Source organism: Candidatus Lernaella stagnicola, assembly GCA_030765525.1.
In the GTDB taxonomy this organism is placed as follows: domain Bacteria; phylum Lernaellota; class Lernaellaia; order Lernaellales; family Lernaellaceae; genus Lernaella; species Lernaella stagnicola.
Genome location: JAVCCK010000038.1, coordinates 282,003 through 305,507 on the forward strand (window position 1 = coordinate 282,003; position 23,505 = coordinate 305,507).

The following is a 23,505-nucleotide window of genomic DNA, read 5'->3' on the forward strand; positions in this document are numbered from 1 at the left end:
GGCGCCCCTCGCGGCCCTATCCTGTAGGGACAGGAGGGCCCGCAGTTGAACATCATGTCGCCTTTGAATCGCATCGAAGAAGTCGAGGCCCTGATCGAGGACGGCGCGACTTGCTTCTACGCCGGGGTGATGCCGCCGGGCTGGCGTGACCGTTATTCGAACATGGCCAGCCCGAACCGCCGCGAATGGAAGTCATCCAATTTTCTGGATTACGACGATTTCGGTCGCGCCATCCGCTTGGCCGACGACCGCGGCGTGCCGGTCTTCATGGCGCTCAACGCGCTCTACACCGAGGCCCAGTACGAGATGATCGACGAGATCGTCGCGCACGCCGAGGATGCGGGCGTCAAGGCGCTGATCGTGGCGGACCTGGGCATGTTCCTGCATCTGGCCGAAGGCGGGACGAAGCTGGAACTGCACGTCTCGACCGGGGCGACGATTTTCAACCGACGCGCGGCGGAGCTTTTCATTCGGCTGGGCGCATCCCGCGTCACGCTGCCGCGCCACAACACCGTCGATGAACTCTGCTCGCTAACCCGCGACTTGGCGCCGGTGCCGACCGACGTGTTCGTGCTCAACAGCGGCTGCAAAAACATCGACGGCTTCTGCACCTTCCATCACGGCGAAAACGAAGTGCAGGTCGGCCGGCTGTGGGACATGTTCAAAAACGCCGGCGCCGATCATTACCTGTTGGAGGCCATGCGCAAACTGCCGGAATGGATGACGCGGACCGCCAGCGACTTATCGCTTTTCGGATCGATTAGCGCCTGCTTTCTGCCCTACAAGGTCACCAACGTGTCGCCGCGCGAAATGACCGACGAGCTGCGCCACCGCACCGAGCAGAACGTGCGCAAAAGCTTCAACTTCTTCTCGGCGATGGATCATTGCGCGGCCTGCGCGATCCCGGCCTTTAAGCGCGCGGGCGTCGATGCGCTGAAGATCGTCGGGCGCAACCACCCGACGTCCAAGAAACGCAAGGACGTCCGTTTCCTGCGCGCCCTGTTGGATCTGACCGAACGATTCGACGACGACCCGCCCCGCGAGGAAATTCTTGAATTGCATCGCGCGCATTACGGCGGCGACTGCGAAGGCCTTTGCTACTACCCCGAGGCGGAATGATGGAACGAGCCCTGTACGTCACGCGACTGAACGAAATCAACGCCGAAACCGAGCACTACGATCGCCTGTACTTCGGGGCCGAGTTTTGCCAGTTTCGCATTCCGTCCCCTGCACTGTTGCGCCAAGCTCGCGAAGCCGCAGCGCAACACGGCTGGTCGTTTTCGCTGATGACCCCCTACGTGACCGACGAGGGCCTGGCCGCGCTGGCCGACTTGCTGCCGGAACTGCGCGACGGCGACGAGGTGATCGTCAACGATTGGGGCGTGCTTGATTGGGTGGCGACCGAGCATGAACGACTGACGGTCGTGCTGGGCCGTTTGCTGACCAAGCAGAAGCGCGGCCCGCGGATCCTCAACGTTCTGGACGTGACGCCGCCGGACATGCTGTCGCACTACCGGCGCTCCAATGTCGATGTACCCCACCTGCGCGATTTTCTGACGGGCCAAATGCGCGTCGAGCGCTTTGAGTTGGACAATCCCCTGCAGGGGATGGAACGGCGACCGGCGGTGCCGGCCAGCCTCTATACGCCGTGGATGTACGTGTCGACGACGCGCCTGTGTTTGGTCAACCATTGCGAGAACCGCACGCAATCGCTGCGGGCGATTTTCCAAACCGACTTCGCCTGCCAAAAACACCAATTCACACTCGAGCATGACAACATGCCCGCGACGCTGCACCTGGTGGGTAATACGATTTTCGTGGAGAACGACGGCGTACCGGAAAATCTCGAGCAACTGGGCATCGACCGCTTGGTTTTTCAGCCCCGCCCGCCCATGTAGACCAGCCGCGAATCTAACGCGCGAATCCCTCTTTTTAAGCCGGCTGTAGGTGGGCGTACATCAGCACCAACGTCTTGGTGCCGTGACGGTCGAAGCGCACCGTGGCGCGCATCATGCGTCCCCCGCCCTGCATCGCCGTCACCGTGCCGAGGCCGAATTGCGGATGCCGCACGCGCGTACCCGGTCGCAAGCCGCCGGCGTGATCGTCCGGATCCTGCGAGTCGGAGTAATCGTAGACGGGTTCGCCCGGCAACGAGGTCGGGGCCGGTGCCTGGGAAAACCGATCGCCGCGCGGCATGCGGCTGGGCGCGTAGGGACGGCCGCCCTGGTCCTCGGCCAACTCGGCGGGGACATCGTGCCAATAGGGCGAGATTTCCGTCGGTACCGGGATGCCGCCGAAGACGCTGCGGCGCGCTGCGGCGGTCAAGTACAAAAAGCGCTCGGCGCGGGTGAAGCCGACGTAGCACAGCCGCCGTTCCTCTTCGAGTTCGGCGGTGCTTTCCTGACTGCGTTTGTGGGGCAGCAGGCCGTCTTCCATGCCCACCATGAACACCGCGCGGAATTCGAGCCCCTTGGCGGCGTGCAGGGTCATTAAGCTGACGGCGGCGGCGCGGTCGTCGTAGAGGTCCGGATCGGAAAGTAGGCTGACTTTTTCCAGAAAGAGCGGCAGGTCGGCTTCATCGCCCGCCTCTTTCTCAAATTCTTCGATCGACTTGAGCAGCTCCTCGAGGTTCTCCAAGCGCGACTTGTCTTCGATCTTGGTGCTGTTTTCAAGCACGCGGAGATAGCCGCTGTCCTGCAATACGCGCGCGGCGATTTGCGCGGGCTTGTTGGCGAACAGGTCCCGGCTTTGGTCCAGGATGAGGTTCGCAAATCCGGTCAAAGCCTTGCGTGCCGCACCGGTGACACGCTCGCCCGCCCCTTCGCCCACGCGCCGGCAGGCGGCCACGGGATGGAGGTCTTCGGCGGCGGCAACCTCGCGGACACGTTCGATCGTTTTTTGCCCGATGCCCCGCGGCGGCGTGTTGACGGAACGCTCGAAGGCCACGGTGTCGGCCGGGTTGGCAATCAGGCGCAGATACGCCAGCGCGTCTTTAATTTCCTTGCGATCGTAAAACCGCGTGCCGCCGACCACGACGTAGGGAATGCCGCGTTCGAGCAGCTTCTCTTCCAAGATACGGCTCTGGGCGTTGATGCGGTAGAAGCAGGCGATTTGGTTCGCCGCAAGTCCGTGCCGGTTTTGCAGGTCCTCGGCGACCCGCGCGACAAAGCGGCCTTCGTCGTATTCGTCGTCGGCCTGGTAGCGAACGATCGGCGCGCCTTCCGCGTTGGGCGTGGAAAGCTCTTTGGGCTGTCGATTCGTGTTGCGGGAAATCACCGCGTCGGCGGCCCGCAGGATGCGTTGGGAGCTGCGGTAGTTGATGCCGAGCACGATCTTGCGCGCGCCGGGAAAGCTATCGGCAAACTCCAGAATGTTCGCCAAGCGGGCGCCCCGCCAGCGATAGATCGACTGGTCGTCGTCGCCCACCACGGTCAGGTTGCGGTGCTCCCCGAGCAAGGCGGCGAGAAGTTCGAACTGAGCGCGATTCGTGTCCTGGAACTCGTCGACCAAAATGTGGCGAAAACGCCCTCGATAGCCCTCGCGCACTTCGGGGTTGTCGCGCAGCAGGCGGATGGCTTCGAGGATCAGGTCGCCGAAGTCGAAACCGTTGGCGGCCCGCACGCGCTCGCGATACTGCCGGGCGATCGCCTGGTACTTCTCGCGGATAATCGGCGGCACCTCGGAGGCGTAATCCTCGGGGTCCAGCGCTTCGTTTTTCGCGCGGTCGAACCAATTGGCGAATTGGCGCGGCGGCCACTGCTTGGCGTCCACATCGTTTTTTTCCAGCAGGTCTTTGAGAATCGAGCGTTGGTCGGTTTCGTCGAAAATGGAGAAACTCGACTTGCGCCCCACGAGTTCCGCGTGGCTGCGCAACAAGCGGGCGCACGCGCCGTGGAAGGTGTGGATCCACATGCCCGATGCGTGCCCGCCGACGAGTTGCTCAACGCGGGCGCGCATTACGCCGGCCGCTTTGTTGGTGAAAGTGACGGCAAGCACTTCGCTGGGATGCACGTCGCGCACCGCCAGCAAATAGGCGATACGGCGGGTGAGCACGCGGGTTTTCCCGGAGCCGGCGCCGGCAAACACCAACAGCGGGCCGTCGGGCGCCGTCACGGCTTCGCGCTGCGCCGGGTTGAGATCTTGTAGTATGAGTTCGGCGATGTCGGACATGGGCGCGCATCGTAGCAGGTCGCGCCTCGCGGTCAAGCCGAGAAGACGTTTTACGCGTCGTATTTGCGCCCTTTTTTCCGGCTGCTATTATCAAAATAACAAAAGCTTGCACCGCTTGAATATCGCATCGTTTTTCGTTGGTTAAGGCCTTGACCGGTCATGTCAATTTTGCTCTACTGGCGGAACTGTATTGAACGGCCATTCAGAATGCCGGATTGCTGCGGAGCATCAATGATTACAAGGTTTTTCCTCCCGTCTTGGATTGTAAGCCAAGCTTCCCCGAGGCTGTTTCGAGTCGTATTGATCGCCGTGCTTTGTGTCTTTGCACTGGCTGCGGTCTCCGCGGCGGCGGACGAAGATCCCCCGCCGGATCAATCGGACACTACCTCGGATCAAGACGCTGAACAGAAGGACGAGTACGTTCCCCTCACGGGGCGTCCGCTCAAATTCACGGGCAAGTACGGCCGGTGGATCAAGGAAATGGAGCGGATGGCCATGGAGGAACTCGACTTGTGGGGCGCGTCGACGACGGTCCCGCAAGGCTTCCTCGTCCCGCTATTCGGCTACGGCACGATGCGCGCGGCGCAACGTTTCGACAACCACCGGAAGTTGACCGACATCATCCCCATCTTCAATATCGACGACCCCTTCAACGTCGGCGGCGATTTCTTCTCGCTGGACTTCAACGTGCAGGGCTCGACGAAGGGGTATTTGGCTGGTCTAACCTACGGCGTTACCGACAACATTATGGTCGGCGCGAGCATCTTTTTCGCCGATATCGAAATCAAGATGGACCCCATTTTCACGCCGGGATCCTCCGAGCGCCTGGGCGTGGCGACGCGGGATGAGTTTTACAAGTTGCTGGAAAAACTCGGTCGACCGCGGCCGAAGCACGTGTATAAGAGCGATCCCTTCGACGCGGGCGACCTGGACATGTTCGTGACGTGGAATTGGTACCGCACGAATTGGTTCTCGACCGCCTCGACGCTGCACGTGTTCGCGCCGACGGCTCACCAGGCCGAGCCGGACAAGGCCTTGATCTTCGCGCTGGGCCCGGATCTGGACACCGGCAACGCGGCGTGGGGCATCGGGCTGGGCAAGGTATTCGACTTCCGGCCCCCGGCGCCTGCCGACGTGGTGACCTTCACCTTCACGGTGGACGGTGCGGTGTTTTTCCAATCCAAGCGGCGCAGCCCGGAGTTTCTGGCACCCAACCGCGACGTTTGGGACTACATGAAATCCCAGGGCGTCGAGTTGGACTTCTTCCCGAATTTGTCTGATATCGATAGTCACTATTACTACACGCCGCCGCCGTGGATTGCCGTCAGCGGGGGCATCGGCCTCGGCATTTTCGGTATTTCCTACCGCCATGGCTGGGGTTTCGAGGGTAAGTACGAAACCAACAGCCCGGGTTTCAAGCAGGTGATCGACGAGATCGGCCTGGTGGGAACGGGCGACGACGGCAAGATCATCGTGTCCACCGGGTTGCCGCTAACGCCTCTGTACATTCCGGCGTTGGCGCAAATTCGGTTTGAATACGTCACCGACGGTCGCAACGCGATGGTGTTCCGTGACATCTACCAGATCGGCGTGGGCTTCCTCATTCCCTTGGCACCGCCCGAGAAATACCGGTTGAAAGAGTAATGGAGGGCATCATGAAAAAAATAGCCACGGCCACAATCATTGCCTTCACGTTTGCGCTGGCGATTACGCTGATTCCGTCCTGCATGGGCGAGCCGGCGGATGAACACTCCATCGAATGGTTGCTGCGCGAGGGTAAGACTCTGCTGGAGAATCACGACGGGTCCAAGGCCTACAATCTCTTTCATCAGGTTGTCGAGCGCGATCCGGACAACTTGGAGGGCTTGTACGGCCTCATCCTATCGCTGGATCACCGGGTCTTCGCCAATATCGACGGCGTGATCGACCTGCTGGCCGGCGTGTATATTTTCGAGCCGTCGCGCGAGGATTGCCGCGACGCCTGCGACCGCTTGGCCGAATGCAACTTGTTCGAAGAGGCATGGACGACACCCGAAACGTGTATGCAGGATTGCCCCTTCTCGCTGCAACCCTTCATGTTCGACACCATGCTCGACGGCAGCACGTGCAATAAAATTCGCGGTGACGGCCTGGAGTGGATCGTGCCCACCAAGCCGGCCAACTGCAAAGCCTTATGCGAGAATCTGGACTTCTGCGGCAAGATCGTCCCGCCGGTCACCTTCACCGTCGAGGAATGCATCACGCATTGCCCCCACGCCTATGTCGAGCGGCACAGCAAGTGCTACCTGGAAAGCCTGGGATCCTGCAACGGCCAGGACCGCACCTGTTTCGAGCACACGACCGTCGGCGTGCAGATTCTCTTCCGTGAGATCGGCATCTTCGTACCGCCGCAAATCGACGAGTACAGCAAGTTTCTGCTGGAGCGGCCTAACGACTACCAATACGATCTGGAAGATTACTACTGGAGCCTGGTCGACCCGCCGTTGGAGATCAATCTCGAGGGACGCTACGACCACGGCTTCCTTTATCTGTCGCGCGCGTTGGGGAACTTCTTCCACGTGTTGTTGCTGACGGCCACATCGGTCCAGTTGGAGATGAACTTTCCGAACTTCGACCTGAACTTCAACTACGGCAACCCGCAGGGCGCGGAGGAATTTGTCGACGCGGCGATCGTCTCGATGGAGATTCTCCTGTACGACCCGATCTACCCCAACGGCTTTACAGTGTACGACGAGCCGTGGGCTTACGAGAACGTCAAGCAAGGCGGGTTGGCGATCGGCCGCGGCTTCGGCTCCATCGCCGACATGTTCGACTTCATGTTCGTCGATCACGATCGGCAACTGGGCAAGGCGCTGCATTACGACGACGATAACAATAACTTCAATTGGGACGACAACGAAACGTGGACGCTGCCGGGCTTCGACGATATCGTGCTGACCAAGGCGCAATGCGCGGCCATCCGCGATTTCGCCCGCGCGATGGAAGCGAATTTGCTGGAGCGCGAACCGGTACAGATCGAGCTGCTGACCGGCATTTTGGAAAGCTTCAACCTCGGCTCGTTCGATTTCATCGTCGACCTGCTGATCGCCTGGACGGAAGACGGCACCTTCGACGTCTCGCCGCTGTTCTGGGAGCCCGGCCGCTACGACTTCCGCATCCTGTTACAGCAACTGATCGACGAGTTGAAGATCGTGGCAAAGATCATCGACGAATTTGATCTGTAAAATCGTTTTCGGTATGCCATCACGGATCCCGTCGGCGCGACATCGCCCGGCGGGATTCTTATATTGAGGCCCGTGAAACAACAAGGAAGAGGACTCATGAAACGCACGTGTTTCGTTGCGCTGCTCGTCATGGCGATGGTGATGCTCGGTTCCGGGGCCCCGACACCGGCCGGTCAAGCCGCCCTATTCCAAGTGGGGATGGCGAAAGTCGACCTGACGCCCGACCCGCAGGCAATGTCGATAACGCTCAACGGGTACGCCGGGCGCGGCAAACAACCGGCCACCGGCGTCCTCGACCCGATCTACGCCCGCGCCATGGTGATCACCGACCCCGGCAAACGCGAATTGGCGATCCTCGCGATGGACTTGTGCTTCGTCAACAGCGAAGTGCGGGACATGGCCGTGGCCCGCCTCGAGCCGCACGGCTTCGGCGAACACAATCTGATGATCACCGCCACCCACACCCACGCCGCGCCCTCGGCATACGACCGCCGGTGGATCACCGCCGCGCTGATGGGCCCCTTCGACGAAGCAATTCTCAATCAGGTCGTGGACGGCATCGTCACGGCGGTGCTGGAAGCCAAACGCAAGCAGCAACCCGCGCAAATTCAGTACGACGTGTCGGAGTTGGCGGACATGAACCGCAGCCGGCGCGACCCGGCCTTCGATGTGGCCGTCGGCACCGTCGAGGGCGTGAAGCCGAACCCGGAAAAATACCAAACCGACCGGCGGCTGACTGTCTTTCACATCACGACGCCGGAGGGAAAACCGCTGGGCGCGCTGGTTCACTTTGCGTCGCACCCGACAGTGCTGTCTCCGGACAACCTACAAATTTCCGCTGATTGGCCCGGGGTCATGAACCGGGAAATCGAAAAGCAATTAGGCGAGAATACGGTCTCGATGTTCGTCAACGGCGCGCTGGGTGATGCCGCCCCGACGCCGGATTGGAGCACGCCGGAACAGGAAATCAAAGACACCGAAAAATACGGCTCCCAGATGGCCGCGGCGGTGATCGCGCGACTGCCGCAGACCAAGCCCCTGCGTGACGCTGTTGTCGCCGGTTTCACGAATCGTGCGGTGTTCGATCAAGTGGAACTGCAACCGCTGGGCGGCATGCCGATGCATCGCGGCTTCTCGCGCGTTGTCTATCTACGGCCGGACCAGCCGTTTCAAGCGGTGCGACTCGGGCACTTCGTCATTCTGGGCGCTCCGGGCGAGCCGACGACGCTGGCCGCGCGTTCGCTGGAGACGCTCTGCAACGATGGCTTCCACTGCCTCACCGCCGGGCCGGTCAATGGGTACATGGGCTACTTCGCCACGCCGGCGGTGTACGATGAAGGCGGCTACGCGGCGGGCGCCAGCTTTTGGGGTCGCGACACGGTCATGAAAATAAAGAAAGCGCTGCAGCCCGCGGCGATGGTCGTGCAATCGGATTGGTAGAGGCGTGCGCGCCGCGTGATCGCCGTCGAGCATGAGTGAACCAACCGGCGGGAAAGCAGGCCCGAGCGTCGTTTCTTGTTACCACCCAGGCACTTTGAGATTGCGCTGCTTGGCGAAAGTCTTGGGATCCTGACGGCGGGAAAACACTTCGATCAAAGCCAGCAGTTCTATGGCCGCCTCGCCGTCAAAATGCTCGCGCACGGCGGCGGGCCATTCGCTGAGCTCGACGCGGGTGGTCTCGCGCGAGGCGACGAAGCGCAACACGAACGGCAGCAATTCGCGGTACTCCTTCTCACGCCCGGTGCGCCGATAGTGATAGAGCTGCAGCCATAGCAGCAACTCGCGCTGGTCTTCTTGCTGCACACTCTGGTGCAATTCGTACACGAGGCGGTCGTTGTCGTCGTCGACTCCACGCAGCAACAGATTTTCCAGATACAACAACCCGTCAAGCGGATCGTCCGGATTGGCCAGGCGCGCCGCGCGATAAAGATCGAGGGCCGCTTCGCCTTGCTCGTGGTGTTTGCACAGCGCGGCGGCGGTCAGCAACAACTTGCCGTCCTGAGTGGAATACGAAAGCTCGCGCATGGCCACCAGCGCTGCGTCCGTGCGCCCGGCGGCGAAGCGCAGGCGACCCAGTTCGAAAAGCAACCGCGGCTCGCGGTGTCGACGGGTCAGCAGTTGCTCGTAGACGGCGAGCGCTTCTTCGCGCCGTCCGAGTCGCTCAAGCAACCCGGCGCGGATGATGTTCACCAAACGGCGGTCCGTCCTGCTTCGCTTCGCGGCGGCAAGTCGTCGGAGCGTTCGCAGCGCTCGTTCGGTTTCGGCCAATTCGACGGCCAGCGATGCGTAGCGCTGCAGGCGCGCGGTGGAAAGCGCGGCGGAGTCGAAAAGACTTTTTTCGAGGTGGGCGAACGCGAGGCTTTTATCGCCCGAAAACTCGATCGCCTTGGTTAGCAACTGCTCGACACTCTCGTCGGCGGGCGCGAGGTTCGCGGCGCGTTCCAGCAAAGGAATGGCCGTCTGAAATTGCCGCTTCCGGTAATAGATTCGCCCGGCGGTTTCCAGCGCCCAGAGCGTATCCCCGCGTTGCTCTAACTGAGCGTGCAGGATCGGCAGCGCTTCGTCATAACGGCCGGTTTCCACGAGCAAGGTTACGTAGTCCTGACGCAGTTGCGCGTCGGCGGGGTAGCGATCGCGCAATCCCTTCAACTCGGTTTCGGCCCGCGGATAGTTGCCGTTGCGCAGCAGGTAGTGAGCCAGCAGACGCCGGTGGCTGTCGTCACCGCCCATTTCCAGGATGCGTTCGAGCGCCCACGCGGCGGCGGCGTAATCTCCGTTGCGTTCGGCGATCTGCCACACTTCGACGATGATTTCGCCGTCCCAGGGGGCCCGTTGCGCCGCTTCGGTCCATAGGGCCTGCGCTTCCACCAAGCGGCCGGTTGCGGCATAAAAGCGCGCCACTTCCGCAAGCAACGCGGGCGGACGCGGCCCGATGGCCAGGGCTTGTTCATAAGCCTGCCGCTGATCCTCTTCCTGCCGGGCGTCGCCGTACAAACGGGCGAGGCGTAAGTATGCTTCAAAGTCATGCCGGTTGCGCCGGATGGCATCTTGGTACCACACGAGCGCCACGTCATCGCGGCCCGCCTGCCGCCACATGTCGCCCGCCTCGCGGCTTTCGGCGTAGGCATGAATGTCGATGGCGACGATGCGCCGATAGTTTTCGTTGGCTTCTTCGTAGCGCCCGTCGCGCCAGTATTCGCGCGCGCCGCCCAGCAGTTTCACGCTGGCCGGATTGAGTGGTTTGCGATCCAAATACCACGCCGCTCGCGCCGCCGCGTCGCAGGGACTATGTTCGCCCCGCCCGAGGATCTCGGTCTGTTCGCGCAGCGTTTTGCCTTGCTGGTCCACCAGGGAGACGTGCAGCGTTTCGCGCTTGCCGTCGTATTGGTAGTCGAGCAACACGCCGCGCTCGGTTTGCTGCTCTTTCATGAAGGCGGTGAAGACCGGACCGCCGGTGCGGGTGGGCGAAACGGCGATGGCGAAACGCCCGTTGGCCTCGACGGCCGCGGGGGCGCAGCGGGTTAGAGGCGCCAGCACGCGCTCGGGCACGCCCGGCGCCGCGCCCCAAGCCCACGTGCGGGTTGTCGGTTCGGCCCAGGCGGTCCCCGTCAACAGGGCCAGGGCCAACCATGCGAGGGTAAATCGCCTTACCATATCTTGTTTTTGAGTTGTTCCTCGTTGCGCGCCACGGCTTCGTCGAGGTCGACGCCCGCGGCTCGCAATCGTTCGGTGACGATTTCGTGGATGAGCGGTTCCCGGCTTTCGATGTACGCTTCGACCCTTTCCGGCGGATACGCCGTGTGCATGTCGAGCACCACGTCGCCGAGGTGCTGCAGGCCGGGAATGCAAATCGGTTGCACGCCGTGCACGCCGCGTCGGAACTGGTACCCCACCCACATGCCGGCGTCTTGCATGAGCAATCGCTCTTCGGGCTTGGTGATGCTTATCTCCAGCAAGGGGAAACGGTAATCGATGCCGTATTTGCGATAGATACGGGCTTTGGCTTTTCGCGTGGCGGGCATACTCATTACCGCGTATTCACCGCCGACACTGCTGCACATAAACGTACGCGGAATGCCGCGAATCAGGTTGTAAGCAATGATCTCGGCCATCATGCTGGTTTGGCAGCCGAGGCACCAAATGAAGTGTCCGTATTCGCGCAAATCCGCCCAGAAATGGTCGAGCGTCAGCCGCTGAAAGTCTTTGCTGACGTTGTTGATCGTGTGGAAGACGCGCTTGGCGCCAAAGATGCGCTGCATGTCCTGCGCGTGCTTTTTCGACCACCGCACGAAAAGGCTGCCGTAGTTGTGGTGGAGCGTCCACAGATGAATTTCGCCCGCGTAACGCTTGCCCATGATCCAGGCCACGATTGTGCTGTCCAAACCGCCGGAATAGGCCACGGTGAACGATCCGGGCTCGGTTTCCGTCCACAATTCGTCCATTTTTCGGTAGACCGCCCGGCGCATTTCCTCGGAGTATTCTTCTGGTGCTGTCACGGTCGCTCTCCCTCTTTTTCATCGCGCGACTTTACCACAATAACCATCGCGTGCCAGCCGAGAAACCGGCCGGTGGCCCCGTACGCGGTGGTTATACTATCCTCTAGACCAACGGAGGTTCGTATGCGCAAAAGCCTGCTCTTTTTGTTTTCGATAGTGTTGCTGAGTTCGTTGGCCATCGCGGCCACGATGGCGGCGGATGATCCGATCCTGGCGGCCATGCAAGCCGAACTGGCACGGTCGCAGGAATCGCTGCAGCTACCGGACTACGTGGCGCCCTATTATTTGGCCTATCGCCTCCAAGAAACCCGCGGCTTTTACGTGACGGGAACGTGCGGGGCGCTTTTCGACGACGGCGGCGGTCGCACGCGGCAAATCGCCGTGGAAGTGAGGGTGGGCGATTACGCTTTCGACAACACCTCGACGCGCTCGGAATTCGACAGCTTCGATCCCGACCTGGACACCTTCAATTACATGAACTACGTCGACCTGCCCATCGAAGACGAAACCGACGCGATTCGCGGTCAGTTTTGGCGCCTGACCGACCTGCGATTCAAGAACGCGCTGGCCATGTACCTGGCGAAAAAGGCGCGGCTGGTCTACCGCGAAGACCCGGATAAGCGACTCGACGACTTCTCGCACGAACAACCCGCCCGGCATGTCGACGCGCCACTGGAGATCGGCATCGACAAAGACCTCTGGCGCGATACCGTGCGCCGCGCCAGTTTGATCCTATTGGAATATCCGGAACTACTGGACACCGAAGCGCGGCTGCAGGCGCAGTGGATCACCCGCTACCTGATCGACACCGAAGGCAGCGTCGTGGTGACGCGGGTATACCACTTCGCGTTCATCGCCGGCGCCGCCGCCTTGGCCAAGGACGGCATGACCCTGCAGCATTCCTATGCGCGTTACGCGCGTTCGGCCGCCGGCATGCCCAAACCCGAGGAAGTCCTGGACGGCGTGCGGCAAATGGCTCGCGATCTGCTCGACCTGCGCCTCGCGCCCGTGCTCGAACCCTACGCCGGCCCGGCGATTTTGGACCCGACGGTGGCGGGCGTTTTTTTCCATGAAGCCATCGGCCACCGCTTGGAAGGCGATCGCACGCGGGGTATCGACGAGGGAAAAACCTTCAAGGGCAAGATCGGGCAAGAGATCCTACCGACCTTTCTGGACCTGGTCGATGACCCCACGCTGCGGCGCGCCGCCGGCCGCGATCTTAACGGCCATTACGCCTTTGACGACCAAGGCAGACCGGCGCAGCGGGTTACGTTGGTCGAAGCGGGCGTGCTGCGCGACTTTCTACGCTCGCGCACGCCGATCGAGGGCTTCGACGTCAGCAACGGCCACGGCCGCGCCTCCATACTCTATCGGCCGATCAGCCGGATGAGTAATTTGCTCGTGCGGTCGCGGAAAACGATGTCCACCGACAAACTCAAGCGTGAGCTTCTCAAATTGGCGCGAAAGGCGAACAAGCCTTACGGCCTGTGGCTGCGTTCGGGGATGGGTGGCGAGACGGCGACCGACCAGTTCAACTTTCAAGCCTTCGCCAATCGCCCGGTGATGCTGTACCGCGTCGACGCCCGAACCGGCAAAGAACAACTCGTGCGCGGCGTCGAAGTGGTCGGCACGCCCCTGTTGTCGGTGAGCAAGGTCATCGCCGCCGGGGATGATATCGACGTGTTCAACGGCTACTGCGGGGCCGAGTCGGGGTACGTGCCGGTCAGCACGGTTTCGCCCAGCCTGCTGGTGCGGGAAATCGAATTGCAGCGCACGCAAGACAAGCCCACCAAGCCGCCGGTTCTTCCGCCGCCTTACGGTGTGAAGAAGTAACGCGGGCGTTGCAGCACGACGAAAACGTTATCGTCGGCGAAGGTGAGCGGCGCGGCGGCGTCGATTGGTGTAAGCGTTTCGTCGCGACGGCGTAGTTCGGCAAGCCGCAAGGGGCTACGTTCGATGGCTGCGTAAAACTGCGGTTGGTCCCATATCCGCAGCGTATGGCGGACGACGATTTCGGTACTCTCACCGCCCCGTCGCACGCGTAGCGAAGCTTCAAACATGCCCCAGCCGCGCTCTTGGTCGACCTCGCGCAAGATGAAATCCGCCGTGACCTGCGTGCGCCCGCGCGTGAAGGTCCAGGGTTTGCGGCGACCGATGAGTTCGGGCTCGACCGGTCCGAAACATATTTCGACGATATACACGCCGCCGGGCCGCAAGTTGCGCGCCACGGCGTCCAGGTGGCGGTCCGTGTCGCCGGGATCAGTCAAATAGCCGATCCCGTTGATTGGCGCGAGCACGAGGTCGACCGGCTTGGCCAAGCGAAACGCGCGCATGTCGCCCCGTATGAGCAGTGCGTCGCGCTCGGTTTCATCCAGCCGGCGTTGGGCGTAGTCGAGCAGTCGCGGGTTGTGATCGAGACCGACGGCATCCACGCCCAGATCGACCAGGTCGCGCAGTACCCGCCCGCTGCCGCACCCCACTTCCAGCGCACGGCGCACCGGCCGGCGAAGCAAGTGTTCCGCCGCGCCGACCAACGCCCGCGTTTCGGGCAGGGAGTTCCAGCCGTAGGCGATATCGTAGGCCTCGGGGTCGTGGTAGAGAGGATCGGTCGTGACCTGATCTGTCATCGGCGTACCTTACGGTGCGGGCATGAGGCAATTAATAGCGAAACTACGGTCCTGGACGTTGCCCGGCGATACGCAGCTTGATATGATCCGTCATTCCCCGCAAGGTAGGGCCAAAGGAGTGTTTGATGACCGACAAAAAAGTAGACGATAGCGAACTCACAAAGAAAGCGGAAAAGCGTCGGAAGATGATCCAGCAAGCCATCAGCCAGATCGAGAAACAGTTCGGCAAGGGCGCGATCATGCGCTTGGGCGACGGCGGGCCGCTCGTCAACGTCGAATCCGTGTCGACGGGCTCGCTGGGGCTGGACATCGCGCTGGGTGTCGGCGGTCTGCCGCGCGGGCGCGTGTGCGAGATTTACGGTCCGGAGTCGTCAGGCAAAACGACGCTGGCGTTGCATGTTGTGGCGCAAGTGCAAAAGCTCGGCGGCGTCGCGGCCTTTATCGACGCCGAGCACGCGCTGGACCCGCTTTACGCGCGCAAGCTCGGAGTGGACGTCGAGGATTTGCTTTTGTCGCAGCCCGACACGGGTGAGCAGGCGCTGGAGATCACCGAGGTGTTGGTGCGTTCCAGTGCGGTGGATGTGATCGTGATCGACTCCGTGGCGGCACTGACGCCGCGGGCCGAAATCGAAGGCGAAATGGGCGACACGCACGTCGGCTTGCAGGCGCGTTTAATGAGCCAGGCCTTGCGCAAGTTGACGGCGATCTTGAGCAAAAGCTCGACGCTGTTGATTTTCATCAACCAGATCCGCATTAAGATCGGCGTGATGTTCGGCAATCCGGAAACGACGCCGGGCGGCAACGCGTTGAAGTTCTACAGTTCGGTGCGCTTGGATATCCGCCGCATCAGTTCGATCAAGGTCGGGCAAGACGTCCTGGGCAATCGCGCGCGGGTAAAAGTCGTGAAAAACAAGGTCGCGCCGCCGTTCCGCCAAGCCGAATTCGACATCGTGTTCGGCAAAGGCATCAGTTATTCCGGCGAATTGGTCGACCTGGGCACAAACGCCGACGTGCTGGAAAAGTCCGGGGCGTGGTATAGTTACGGCGAGACGCGCATCGGTCACGGCAGGGAAAATGCCAAGGCGTTTTTCGAGGCCAATCCCGATGTCGCCGCTGAAGTGCACGAGAAAATCATGGCCACGGCCGGGGGCCTGGAGGTCCTGGGCCGCGAGGAACCAGCCGAAGACGCGGAGGAGTAAGCTCTCATGGCCGTCGCCGGACACTTGGATATCAACCGCCTGCTTTCCGCCGCGGTAACCAACAACGCCTCGGATATCCACCTCAAGCCCGGCCACGTGCCCGTGTTTCGTATCAACGGCAAGCTGCACGACCTGAACAAGCACCCGCGGCTGTCCGCCGACGAAGTGGCCCGCGTGGCCGAAATGATGCTCGATGAACGCCAAGTCGCGGTGTTTAAAGATCGTAACGAAATCGACTTGGCCTACAGTGTGCCGAATATCGGCCGGTTTCGCGTCAACGTGTTTCGGCAACGCGGCTCGATCGCCATCGCGATGCGCACGATTCCCTACCACATTCGCGATTTCAAAGACCTCAACCTGCCGACGGTTATCGACAAGATTTGCGAGGAACGACGCGGCTTGGTGCTCGTGACCGGCGCCACCGGCTCGGGAAAATCGACCTCGCTGGCCGCGATGATCGACCACATCAACGCCAGCCGCACCGAGCACATCATCACGGTGGAAGATCCGATCGAGTTTCTAATTCGCGATAAGAAGAGCATCGTCAGTCAACGCGAAGTCGGCTTCGATACCAACAGCTTCCTCAACGCTTTGCGCTCTGCCCTGCGGCAAGACCCCGACGTCATCCTCGTGGGCGAAATGCGCGATTACGAGACCATCGCCACGGCACTGCTGGCCGCCGAAACGGGCCACTTGGTTTTCTCGACGCTGCACACAACCGACGTGATGGAAACCATCGCCCGCGTCCTGGCGGTCTTCCCGGCCGAGCAGCAAAACCAGGTTCGGTTTCAGCTTTCCACAACACTCAAAGCCATCATGTGCCAACGCCTGATCCCGCGCGCCGACGACAGCGGCCGCGTGCCCGCCGTGGAAGTGCTCGTAGCCAACGCGCGCGTCCGGGAGTGCATCAAGGAGCCGAAAAAGACCGGCGACATTCCGGACGTCATGATGCAAAGCTACACGACCTACGGCATGCAGTCGTTCGATATGAGCCTGTTGCAGTTGGTTACGACCAAACTCATTTCCGTGCAAGCGGCGCTGGAAAACGCCTCGAACCCCGGCGATTTGCGGTTGCGCCTGCAGGGCGTTTCCGGTTCCGACGAAGCCTCCTACGACGAATACCGCGAAGGCGAAGAAAAAAAGAAAAAGAAGAAAGGCGGCGACGACGATGAAGGCGGCGGGGGCTTGAACGATTTGATCGAGCGCTTCTCGGAGTAACCAGACTTGCAATATCTCCACCCCATTTTGCTATCGATGCGCCCGCGCCAGTGGGTCAAGAATTTTATGGTGTTTCCAGCGCTCGTGTTTTCCGGCAACGTGTTCGACCGCACGAGCTTGCTGGTCACCTGCGGCGGATTCGTAGCGTTCTGCCTGGTATCCGGCGCGGTCTATCTGATCAACGACCTGGCCGATGTCGAGCGCGACCGCAAGCATCCGGTCAAGTGCAAGCGGCCGATCCCATCCGGGACGCTGCCGGCGGATGTGGCGCAGCGAGCCGTGTTTTGGATCTTAGGACTCGCCTTCGGCCTCGCACTCGGTCTAAACGTGATTTCCACCAAGGTCGGCTTTGATTTCGCGCTGGTCTGTCTTCTCTATCTGGCCCTGCAGATCGCCTATTCCAAGCGCCTGAAACACGTGGTGATCCTCGACGTCATGTGCATCGCCATCGGCTTTGACCTGCGCGTCATCTCCGGCGCGACGCTGATCAACGCGCCAACCAGCTTCTGGGTCGTCGTGTGTACGACTTTACTGGCCCTTTTCCTGGGCTTCGGCAAACGCCGGCACGAACTCACCCTGCTGGCCGAAGATGCCACCAGTCACCGCCGCATCCTGCAGGAATACAACATCACATTCCTCGACCAGATGATCGCCGTGGTGACCGCCTCGACCGTGCTCGCGTACAGCTTGTACACCACGAACCAGGAAACCATCACGCAATTCGGCGAGAACGCCCGCTATCTGCCGCTGACGATTCCCTTCGTCCTCTACGGCATCTTTCGCTACCTCTACTTAGTGCACCAAAAGGACAGCGGCGGCAGCCCCACGAAAACCTTGTTGACCGACCCGCCAATCCTCATCAACATCGCGCTGTGGTTTGCCACAGTCGTCGTCGTGCTTTACTACGTCTAACCGGGCTTCAAATTCCCGCCCGCGATTGTTACACTCCCCGCCCTTGCAGCTAGGGAGGCAGGCATGAAAGAGCTGGCCGGGTCGCGACGATACCCGCCGCTCGACGCACTGATCGACGCCTTTCGGAGCGGCACGCCGCGTTTGGCGGCAGCCGGTCTCGCCCGGGGAAGTTGTGCCCTCGTGCTGGCCGCTCTGCTACGGGAGTTCGACGGGCCCACCCTGGTTCTGGCCGCCGATTCGAAATTCGCCCACCAAGTACGCGAAGATCTCGCCTTTTTCCTGCGCGCCGACGACGGCTCCGAAACCAAGCGATTGATGGAGTATCCCGCCTACGACGTGGCGCCCTTCGAGTCGATCAGCCCGCACGGCTCGATTCTCAGCCGCCGCGCCCGTTCGCTCGAAGCGCTGGCCGCCGGACGCCGGCCGATCATCGTGGCGCCGGTCGAAGCGGTGATGAATCGTATTATTGCGCGAGACGTGTTCTTGGGCGGACGCCAGCGCGTGAACGTGCCGGATTTGTATGAGCGCGACGTACTTGTCGGCGATCTGCTGGCGATGGGCTATCGCATCGTGCCGCTGGTGGAGGAAGTCGGCGAGGTCGCGGTGCGCGGCGACATCATCGATATTTTCGCGCCCGCCTACGAAATGCCGATTCGCATCGAGATGTTCGGCGACGAAGTGGAATCGGTCCGCCTCTTTGACCCCACGACCCAAAAAAGCCGGGCGCATCTGAAAAACGTCGTGCTGCACGCCTGCAGCGATGTCCACCTGGGCGAGGAAACCGCCGACCGTTTCGCGCTGCGCGTCAAGGCCTTGGCCGACGCGCAGGATATCCCGAAGCCGCGCCGCGACCGGTTGGTTGACGAAGTGACCCACCGAATCGCCTTTCCCGGTATCGAGTTTTTCACGCCCCTTTTGCACGAGCGTTTGGATTCACTTTTCACACATTTCGGCGGGCGTGGATTGGTCGTCACCGTCGAACCCGCGGCGGTGGAAGCCCGTATCGATAAATTTTACGACCGCGTCGTGGCGCGCCACACACGGGCGCGCGAAGCGGGCAAGTTGTCGGTTGAAATCCAGGACCTGTACCTCGACCGCGATGAACTCAACGCGTCGATTGCGGGCCTGCACCGCTTGGCAGTGGGTCGCGACGCCTATGTGGAAGGTGGCGAGACGGTTCATTTCGATGTGCGCACCTTTGAGAGCCTGCGCGAGACGATTCTCGCCCGGGCCAACGAGCCGCAAATGCTCGCGCCGCTGGTCGACATCATCGGAGTCGGCCGAGCCGGTGAGGCGCGGGTGGTTCTGGTAAGCCGCACGATCGGCGGCGCCGACCGCCTGGAACGCTTGCTGGCCGAATACCCCCCGCCGGTGGCGATGCGCCCGGAGCAATCCTTTGCCGCGGCGCTTTCCGGCGGCCAGGGGCTGGTGAAAGTGCCGGTACTGGTCGGCGATCTTTCGGCGGGCTTCGCCATTGCCGGCCTGGAATTGACGGTGCTGACCGAGGAGGACATTTTCGGCGAGCGGCGGCGGGCCGAGACCTACGCCAAGCGCCGCGTGGAGATGCTCAGTTCCTTCGCCGATCTTCGTGACGGCGACTTTGTCGTGCACACCCTGCACGGCGTGGGCATTTATCGCGGGCTCCAGCCGCTGGAATTCGCCGGTTTGCCGGGCGAGTTTCTGCACGTGGAATACGCCGGCGGCGACAGGTTGTACCTGCCGGTGGATCGTTTGAGTTCCGTGCAGCGCTACGTGGGCACCGGGACCGTGCCGAAGATCGACCGCCTCGGCGGCACGCAATGGCTTCAAACGAAACGGAAAGCGCGACATGCGGCGCGGCTGCTGGCCAAGGATTTGTTGGCGTTGTATGCCGAGCGTGTTTCGCGGCGCGGCTTCTCGTTTCCGCCGCCCGATGAGATGTACCGCGAATTCGAAGCGACCTTTCCCTACGACGAAACGCCCGATCAGGCCCGCGCCATCACCGACGTGCTGGCCGATATGCTCGACGAACGACCCGCGGACCGCCTGGTTTGCGGTGACGTGGGTTTCGGCAAGACCGAAATCGCCATGCGCGCCGCGTTTTTGGCCGTGCTGGCAGGCAAACAGGTCGCTGTGCTTGTGCCCACCACAACACTCGCCTTCCAACACTTCATGAATTTCCGCGCCAGGATGGCGCCGTTCGGCGTGAAGGTCGCAATGCTCAGCCGTTTTGTCGACGCGGCGAAACAGCGGGTAGCCATCGAGGCGCTCCAGGCAGGCGGCGTCGACGTGGTCGTCGGTACGCACATGCTGCTGGGCAAGCGCGTGCAGTACAAAGACCTGGGGCTGCTGGTGGTGGACGAGGAGCAGCATTTCGGCGTCGCCCAAAAGGAGAAAATCAAAAAAGTGGCCAAAACCGTGGACGTATTCACGCTCACGGCCACGCCCATCCCCCGCACATTGCACATGAGCTTGACGGGGATCCGCGACCTCTCGGTCATCAACACCGCGCCCGAGGATCGCCTGTCGATTCGCACCTTCGTCACCCGTTGGGACGACGACACCGTGCGCGAAGCCTTGGAACGCGAGCTCGCCCGCGGCGGGCAGGCGTTTTTCATCCACAATCGCGTCAAGAGCCTGGACTCGGTGGCCGCGCGGGTGAAGCAGTTGGTGCCGCGCGCACGGATCGGCGTTGGCCACGGTCAGATGGACGAAAAGCGGCTCGAAAAACTGATGATCGACTTCTCCGAGGGAAATTTCGACATCCTGGTGTGCACGACGATCGTGGAAAGCGGCCTGGATTTCCCGCAGGCCAACACGATTGTAATCGACCGCGCCGACGCACTGGGCCTCTCGCAGCTTTATCAACTGCGCGGCCGTGTCGGGCGATCCAAGCGCCGCGCCTATTGTTATCTGTTGGTACCGCCGACCGGCGCGATGACGCCTGAAGCGCACAAGCGACTGGCGGTGTTGCGCACCTTTACCGAGCTGGGCAGCGGATACAAAATCGCCGCGCGCGACCTGGAAATTCGCGGCGCCGGTGATTTGCTGGGCGCCGAGCAATCGGGGCACATCAGCGCGGTCGGCTTCGATATGTACACGAAGCTGCTGGAAGAGGAGACGGCGCGCCTGCGCGGCGAGTTGGTCGAGGAACGCATCGAATGCGAGGTGTCGATCAAGGTGCCGTCGTATCTCCCCGAGGATTATGTTTCCGACGTGCACTTGCGGCTGGCGATGTACAAGCGCATCGCCGACGCCGCCGACAACGCCGAAATCGAACAACTGCGCGAGGAATTGGTCGATCGTTTTGGTCGCTTGCCCCGCGCGGTGGAAAACTTGCTGGAGATTGTTTCGCTGCGACGCTGGGCGGAAAAATTGCGGATCCGGAAGATCGAGGCCAGCGGCGATCACCTCGCGTTCGAGTTCGACGACACCACGCCGGTGACGCCGGCCAAACTCGTGCAATTGGTCTCGGCCAATGCGCAATCATTATCGATGACTCCGGAAGGCAAGTTGTATCAAAAAACCTCAGGTTTATCGGAGGATACCGTCTTTGAGCATCTTCGCCGGGGCTTGCAACGCCTAAGTGACTATGCTAGTTAGGAGCGCTCGGAACGAGCAATATAATGATGGAATTCAACCTAACTCATGTGGGTTTAGATTCGCCAGAAAGGGGTTCAATATGCTGAAACGTTCCCAATGGATTATTAGCCTACTGATTGCGGTGGCGTTCGCCTTGCCGCTCGTGGCTTGCGAGCAGGGCCAATCGACCGCCGGGCCCGCCAACGTTCAGAAATCGGGCAAGACCATTGCCACCGTCGGCGATGCGACGATTACCACGACCGATTTCGAAAACATCCTGAAGCGCATCCCGCCCTTCAATCGCCGGCGCTACGCCGACAAAAAGGGCAAAATGGAATTGCTCGACAAGCTGGTCGAGGAAGAATTGTTCTATCAGGAAGCCGTCCGGCGCGGTAAGCACAAGGACGCCGAATTCGTCGAGCGCATCGAGCAGATTCGCCGCGGCATTTTGGCCAGCATGGTCAAGAAAGACCTCTACGACGAAGACATCGAAGTCACCGAATCCGACATGAAACAGTACTTCGAAAGCAATCCCGACAAATTCAAGACGCCGGAAACGGTCAAGGTGCGCCTCATTCTGCTGCGCGTGAAACGCAACGCGACCGCCGAAGAGGAAGCGGCAGCCAAAAAGAAGGCCGACGCGGCACTCACCAAATTGAAAGCCGGATCCTCCTGGGAGAAGGTCGTCGAGCAATACTCCGAAGATCGCGCTTCGAAAAAGAAGGGCGGCCTGCTGCCGAAAGTCCGTAAGGGCCTGCGCGGCAAAGAATTCGACGACGTCGCCTTCACCATCACCAAAAAGGGTGAGATCAGTGGTGTGTTCCGCGACAAGCGCGGCTTCAACATCATCAAGTTCGAAGAAAAAACCGACGCCACGCTCAAAGACTTCGAAGAAGTCAAAAGCACCATCGAGCGCCGCCTGAAACAGGAAAAACTGAAGACCAAAATGGAAACGACCATGGATCAGCTTCGCTCGAAAGCGGCCGTCAAAATTGACGAGGACATGCTCGACGGCGTGCAGGTCGATGCCGGACCCGATACTGGCGCCGGCCCCGCCGGAATGCCCGGCCTGCCCGCCATGGGCGGCAAAAAAGCCAAAAAGGAATAAGATCTCATAATTCCTTATCGACGCGAGTTTTATCAGCGGGGTGGCCGACGCCACCCCGTTTCCGTTTGGTGGGCCTGCGGTTTGGTCGCCTTGATCCTGCTGTGCGCCTGCCGCGCGAAAAACGATCTGCCCGAGGGCGTGCTGGCGCGGGTCGATCAGCACGAGATTTCGGTGGCCGAGTTCGAGTCGGCTTTCGCGCAGGCGCGGGACCGCGGCACAGTTTCGATGCCGGAGGACGAGGCGGCGCAACTGGCTTTGCGGCAGGCGTTTCTCGAATTCTTCATCGATCGCCTGTTGCTCGAACGAGAAGGCGAGCGCCGGGGAATCGACGTGTCACGGCAAGATATCGAAGCGGAAATCCGCGCGATGTACGCGGGCTGGGAACTCGACCGTTTCAAGCGCGCCGCGGGTGATCCGGCGTGGCTTTTCCAGCAGATTCACACGGCGTTGTTGATCGAACGGATTGTGGAGCAGCGGTCGGGTGCGACGACCCCGGACGAGGAGGCGGTCGCCGCCTACTTCGCCGCGCACCCCGAGGAGTTTCAATTGCCGGAACAAGCGCGCGTGCGGCAAATCGTGTGCGCCGATCGCTCGCAGGCGACCATGGCACTGACCGATCTTTTGACCGGCGGCGATTTCGCTAAGGTGGCGGCGGCAACGTCCATCGCTCCGGAAGCCAAACGGGGCGGCGATTTGGGTTTCGTCACGCGGGGCGAACTTTTGCCGGATATCGAGGAAGCCGCGTTTTCGTTACCGGTCGGCGAAATCAGTTCGCTGCTGGAGTCGCCCTTCGGAGTACACATCATTCAGGTCTTGGAGCGTTTGCCTGCCAAGACCTTGACCTTGCCGGAAGCGCGGCCCAAAATCGAACACGTTCTACGGCGGCGCCGGGCTACCCAAGCGTGGCGGGCGCTGCGGCGCGACCTGCGGGAACAGGCGACCATCACGGTGGACCGGCGTCGATTGCCGGGCCCCACAAAGGAGTGAAGC

16 protein-coding genes are annotated in these 23,505 nt (G+C 61.4%); 12 read left to right on the forward strand and 4 right to left on the reverse strand.

Going from position 1 to position 23,505, the window contains the following annotated elements; all coding sequences use genetic code 11:
• The first annotated feature begins 54 nt into the window (after positions 1-54).
• The gene (locus P9L99_18285) at positions 55-1,119 is read left to right on the forward strand and encodes a U32 family peptidase (GenBank protein MDP8225316.1); all 1,065 of its coding nucleotides are present in this window, start codon (positions 55-57) and stop codon (positions 1,117-1,119) included.
• Positions 1,119-1,898, forward strand: coding sequence for a hypothetical protein (locus P9L99_18290; GenBank protein MDP8225317.1), 780 nt, complete (start codon positions 1,119-1,121; stop codon positions 1,896-1,898). The genes P9L99_18285 and P9L99_18290 overlap by 1 nt, the downstream gene beginning before the upstream one ends.
• Before the next feature lie 34 nt (positions 1,899-1,932).
• On the opposite strand, the gene P9L99_18295 is transcribed toward P9L99_18290, so the two are convergent.
• Positions 1,933-4,170, reverse strand: a complete 2,238-nt coding sequence (locus P9L99_18295; protein ID MDP8225318.1) for a UvrD-helicase domain-containing protein — start codon at positions 4,168-4,170, stop codon at positions 1,933-1,935.
• A 300-nt stretch (positions 4,171-4,470) separates the two neighbouring features.
• On the opposite strand from P9L99_18295, the gene P9L99_18300 reads away from it, so the two are divergent.
• The 3 genes from P9L99_18300 (at position 4,471) to P9L99_18310 (ending at position 8,834) form a co-directional block, all read left to right on the forward strand.
• On the forward strand, positions 4,471-5,814 hold the full coding sequence (locus P9L99_18300) for a hypothetical protein (protein MDP8225319.1): 1,344 nt from the start codon (positions 4,471-4,473) through the stop codon (positions 5,812-5,814).
• A gap of 11 nt (positions 5,815-5,825) precedes the next feature.
• Entirely contained in the window at positions 5,826-7,394 is a 1,569-nt protein-coding gene (locus P9L99_18305) for a hypothetical protein (protein ID MDP8225320.1), read from the forward strand.
• 96 nt (positions 7,395-7,490) lie between these two features.
• A complete protein-coding gene (locus P9L99_18310) occupies positions 7,491-8,834 on the forward strand; it encodes a neutral/alkaline non-lysosomal ceramidase N-terminal domain-containing protein (GenBank protein ID MDP8225321.1) in 1,344 nt (447 codons plus the stop codon).
• A gap of 78 nt (positions 8,835-8,912) precedes the next feature.
• Here the strand turns inward: P9L99_18310 and P9L99_18315 are convergent, their stop codons facing one another.
• Both P9L99_18315 and P9L99_18320 read right to left on the reverse strand, forming a co-directional pair.
• Positions 8,913-11,048, reverse strand: coding sequence for a tetratricopeptide repeat protein (locus tag P9L99_18315; protein ID MDP8225322.1), 2,136 nt, complete (start codon positions 11,046-11,048; stop codon positions 8,913-8,915).
• Positions 11,042-11,890, reverse strand: a complete 849-nt coding sequence (locus P9L99_18320) for a hypothetical protein (GenBank protein ID MDP8225323.1) — start codon at positions 11,888-11,890, stop codon at positions 11,042-11,044. Before P9L99_18320 ends, P9L99_18315 begins: the two co-directional genes overlap by 7 nt.
• A 123-nt stretch (positions 11,891-12,013) precedes the next feature.
• Between P9L99_18320 and P9L99_18325 the strand changes: the two genes are divergently transcribed.
• Complete coding sequence (locus P9L99_18325) at positions 12,014-13,723, forward strand: metallopeptidase TldD-related protein (GenBank protein ID MDP8225324.1); 1,710 nt, start codon at positions 12,014-12,016, stop codon at positions 13,721-13,723.
• On the opposite strand, the gene P9L99_18330 is transcribed toward P9L99_18325, so the two are convergent.
• Positions 13,705-14,517, reverse strand: a complete 813-nt coding sequence (locus tag P9L99_18330) for a class I SAM-dependent methyltransferase (protein MDP8225325.1) — start codon at positions 14,515-14,517, stop codon at positions 13,705-13,707. The genes P9L99_18325 and P9L99_18330 overlap by 19 nt on opposite strands.
• A gap of 125 nt (positions 14,518-14,642) precedes the next feature.
• Here P9L99_18330 and recA point away from each other — a divergent pair, with 125 nt between their 5' ends.
• The 6 genes from recA (at position 14,643) to P9L99_18360 (ending at position 23,502) form a co-directional block, all read left to right on the forward strand.
• Entirely contained in the window at positions 14,643-15,716 is a 1,074-nt protein-coding gene (gene recA / locus P9L99_18335; protein MDP8225326.1) for a recombinase RecA, read from the forward strand.
• Between the two features lie 6 nt (positions 15,717-15,722).
• Entirely contained in the window at positions 15,723-16,934 is a 1,212-nt protein-coding gene (locus P9L99_18340) for a type IV pilus twitching motility protein PilT (protein MDP8225327.1), read from the forward strand.
• A gap of 36 nt (positions 16,935-16,970) precedes the next feature.
• The gene (locus P9L99_18345) at positions 16,971-17,846 is read left to right on the forward strand and encodes a decaprenyl-phosphate phosphoribosyltransferase (protein ID MDP8225328.1); all 876 of its coding nucleotides are present in this window, start codon (positions 16,971-16,973) and stop codon (positions 17,844-17,846) included.
• Positions 17,847-17,909: 63 nt separating this feature from the next.
• Positions 17,910-21,428 (forward strand): transcription-repair coupling factor, encoded by a 3,519-nt coding sequence (gene mfd / locus P9L99_18350; GenBank protein ID MDP8225329.1) that lies wholly within the window; start codon positions 17,910-17,912, stop codon positions 21,426-21,428.
• 79 nt (positions 21,429-21,507) lie between these two features.
• Positions 21,508-22,515 carry a peptidylprolyl isomerase gene (locus tag P9L99_18355; GenBank protein ID MDP8225330.1) on the forward strand — a complete coding sequence of 336 codons (1,008 nt, stop codon included), beginning with the start codon at positions 21,508-21,510 and terminating at the stop codon, positions 22,513-22,515.
• A gap of 81 nt (positions 22,516-22,596) precedes the next feature.
• The gene (locus tag P9L99_18360) at positions 22,597-23,502 is read left to right on the forward strand and encodes a peptidylprolyl isomerase (GenBank protein ID MDP8225331.1); all 906 of its coding nucleotides are present in this window, start codon (positions 22,597-22,599) and stop codon (positions 23,500-23,502) included.
• The last annotated feature ends 3 nt before the right edge of the window (positions 23,503-23,505 follow it).

Excerpts from the sequence above, each read along its gene's own strand:
- P9L99_18285 (MDP8225316.1), top strand. The coding sequence starts at position 55 with ATGTCGCCTTTGAATCGCATCGAAGAAGTCGAGGCCCTGATCGAGGAC.
- P9L99_18290 (MDP8225317.1), top strand. The coding sequence starts at position 1,119 with ATGGAACGAGCCCTGTACGTCACGCGACTGAACGAAATCAACGCCGAA.
- P9L99_18295 (MDP8225318.1), bottom strand. The coding sequence starts at position 4,170 with ATGTCCGACATCGCCGAACTCATACTACAAGATCTCAACCCGGCGCAG.
- P9L99_18305 (MDP8225320.1), top strand. The coding sequence starts at position 5,826 with ATGAAAAAAATAGCCACGGCCACAATCATTGCCTTCACGTTTGCGCTG.
- P9L99_18310 (MDP8225321.1), top strand. The coding sequence starts at position 7,491 with ATGAAACGCACGTGTTTCGTTGCGCTGCTCGTCATGGCGATGGTGATG.
- P9L99_18315 (MDP8225322.1), bottom strand. The coding sequence starts at position 11,048 with ATGGTAAGGCGATTTACCCTCGCATGGTTGGCCCTGGCCCTGTTGACG.
- P9L99_18325 (MDP8225324.1), top strand. The coding sequence starts at position 12,014 with ATGCGCAAAAGCCTGCTCTTTTTGTTTTCGATAGTGTTGCTGAGTTCG.
- P9L99_18330 (MDP8225325.1), bottom strand. The coding sequence starts at position 14,517 with ATGACAGATCAGGTCACGACCGATCCTCTCTACCACGACCCCGAGGCC.
- recA (MDP8225326.1), top strand. The coding sequence starts at position 14,643 with ATGACCGACAAAAAAGTAGACGATAGCGAACTCACAAAGAAAGCGGAA.
- P9L99_18340 (MDP8225327.1), top strand. The coding sequence starts at position 15,723 with ATGGCCGTCGCCGGACACTTGGATATCAACCGCCTGCTTTCCGCCGCG.
- P9L99_18345 (MDP8225328.1), top strand. The coding sequence starts at position 16,971 with ATGCGCCCGCGCCAGTGGGTCAAGAATTTTATGGTGTTTCCAGCGCTC.
- mfd (MDP8225329.1), top strand. The coding sequence starts at position 17,910 with ATGAAAGAGCTGGCCGGGTCGCGACGATACCCGCCGCTCGACGCACTG.
- P9L99_18355 (MDP8225330.1), top strand. The coding sequence starts at position 21,508 with ATGCTGAAACGTTCCCAATGGATTATTAGCCTACTGATTGCGGTGGCG.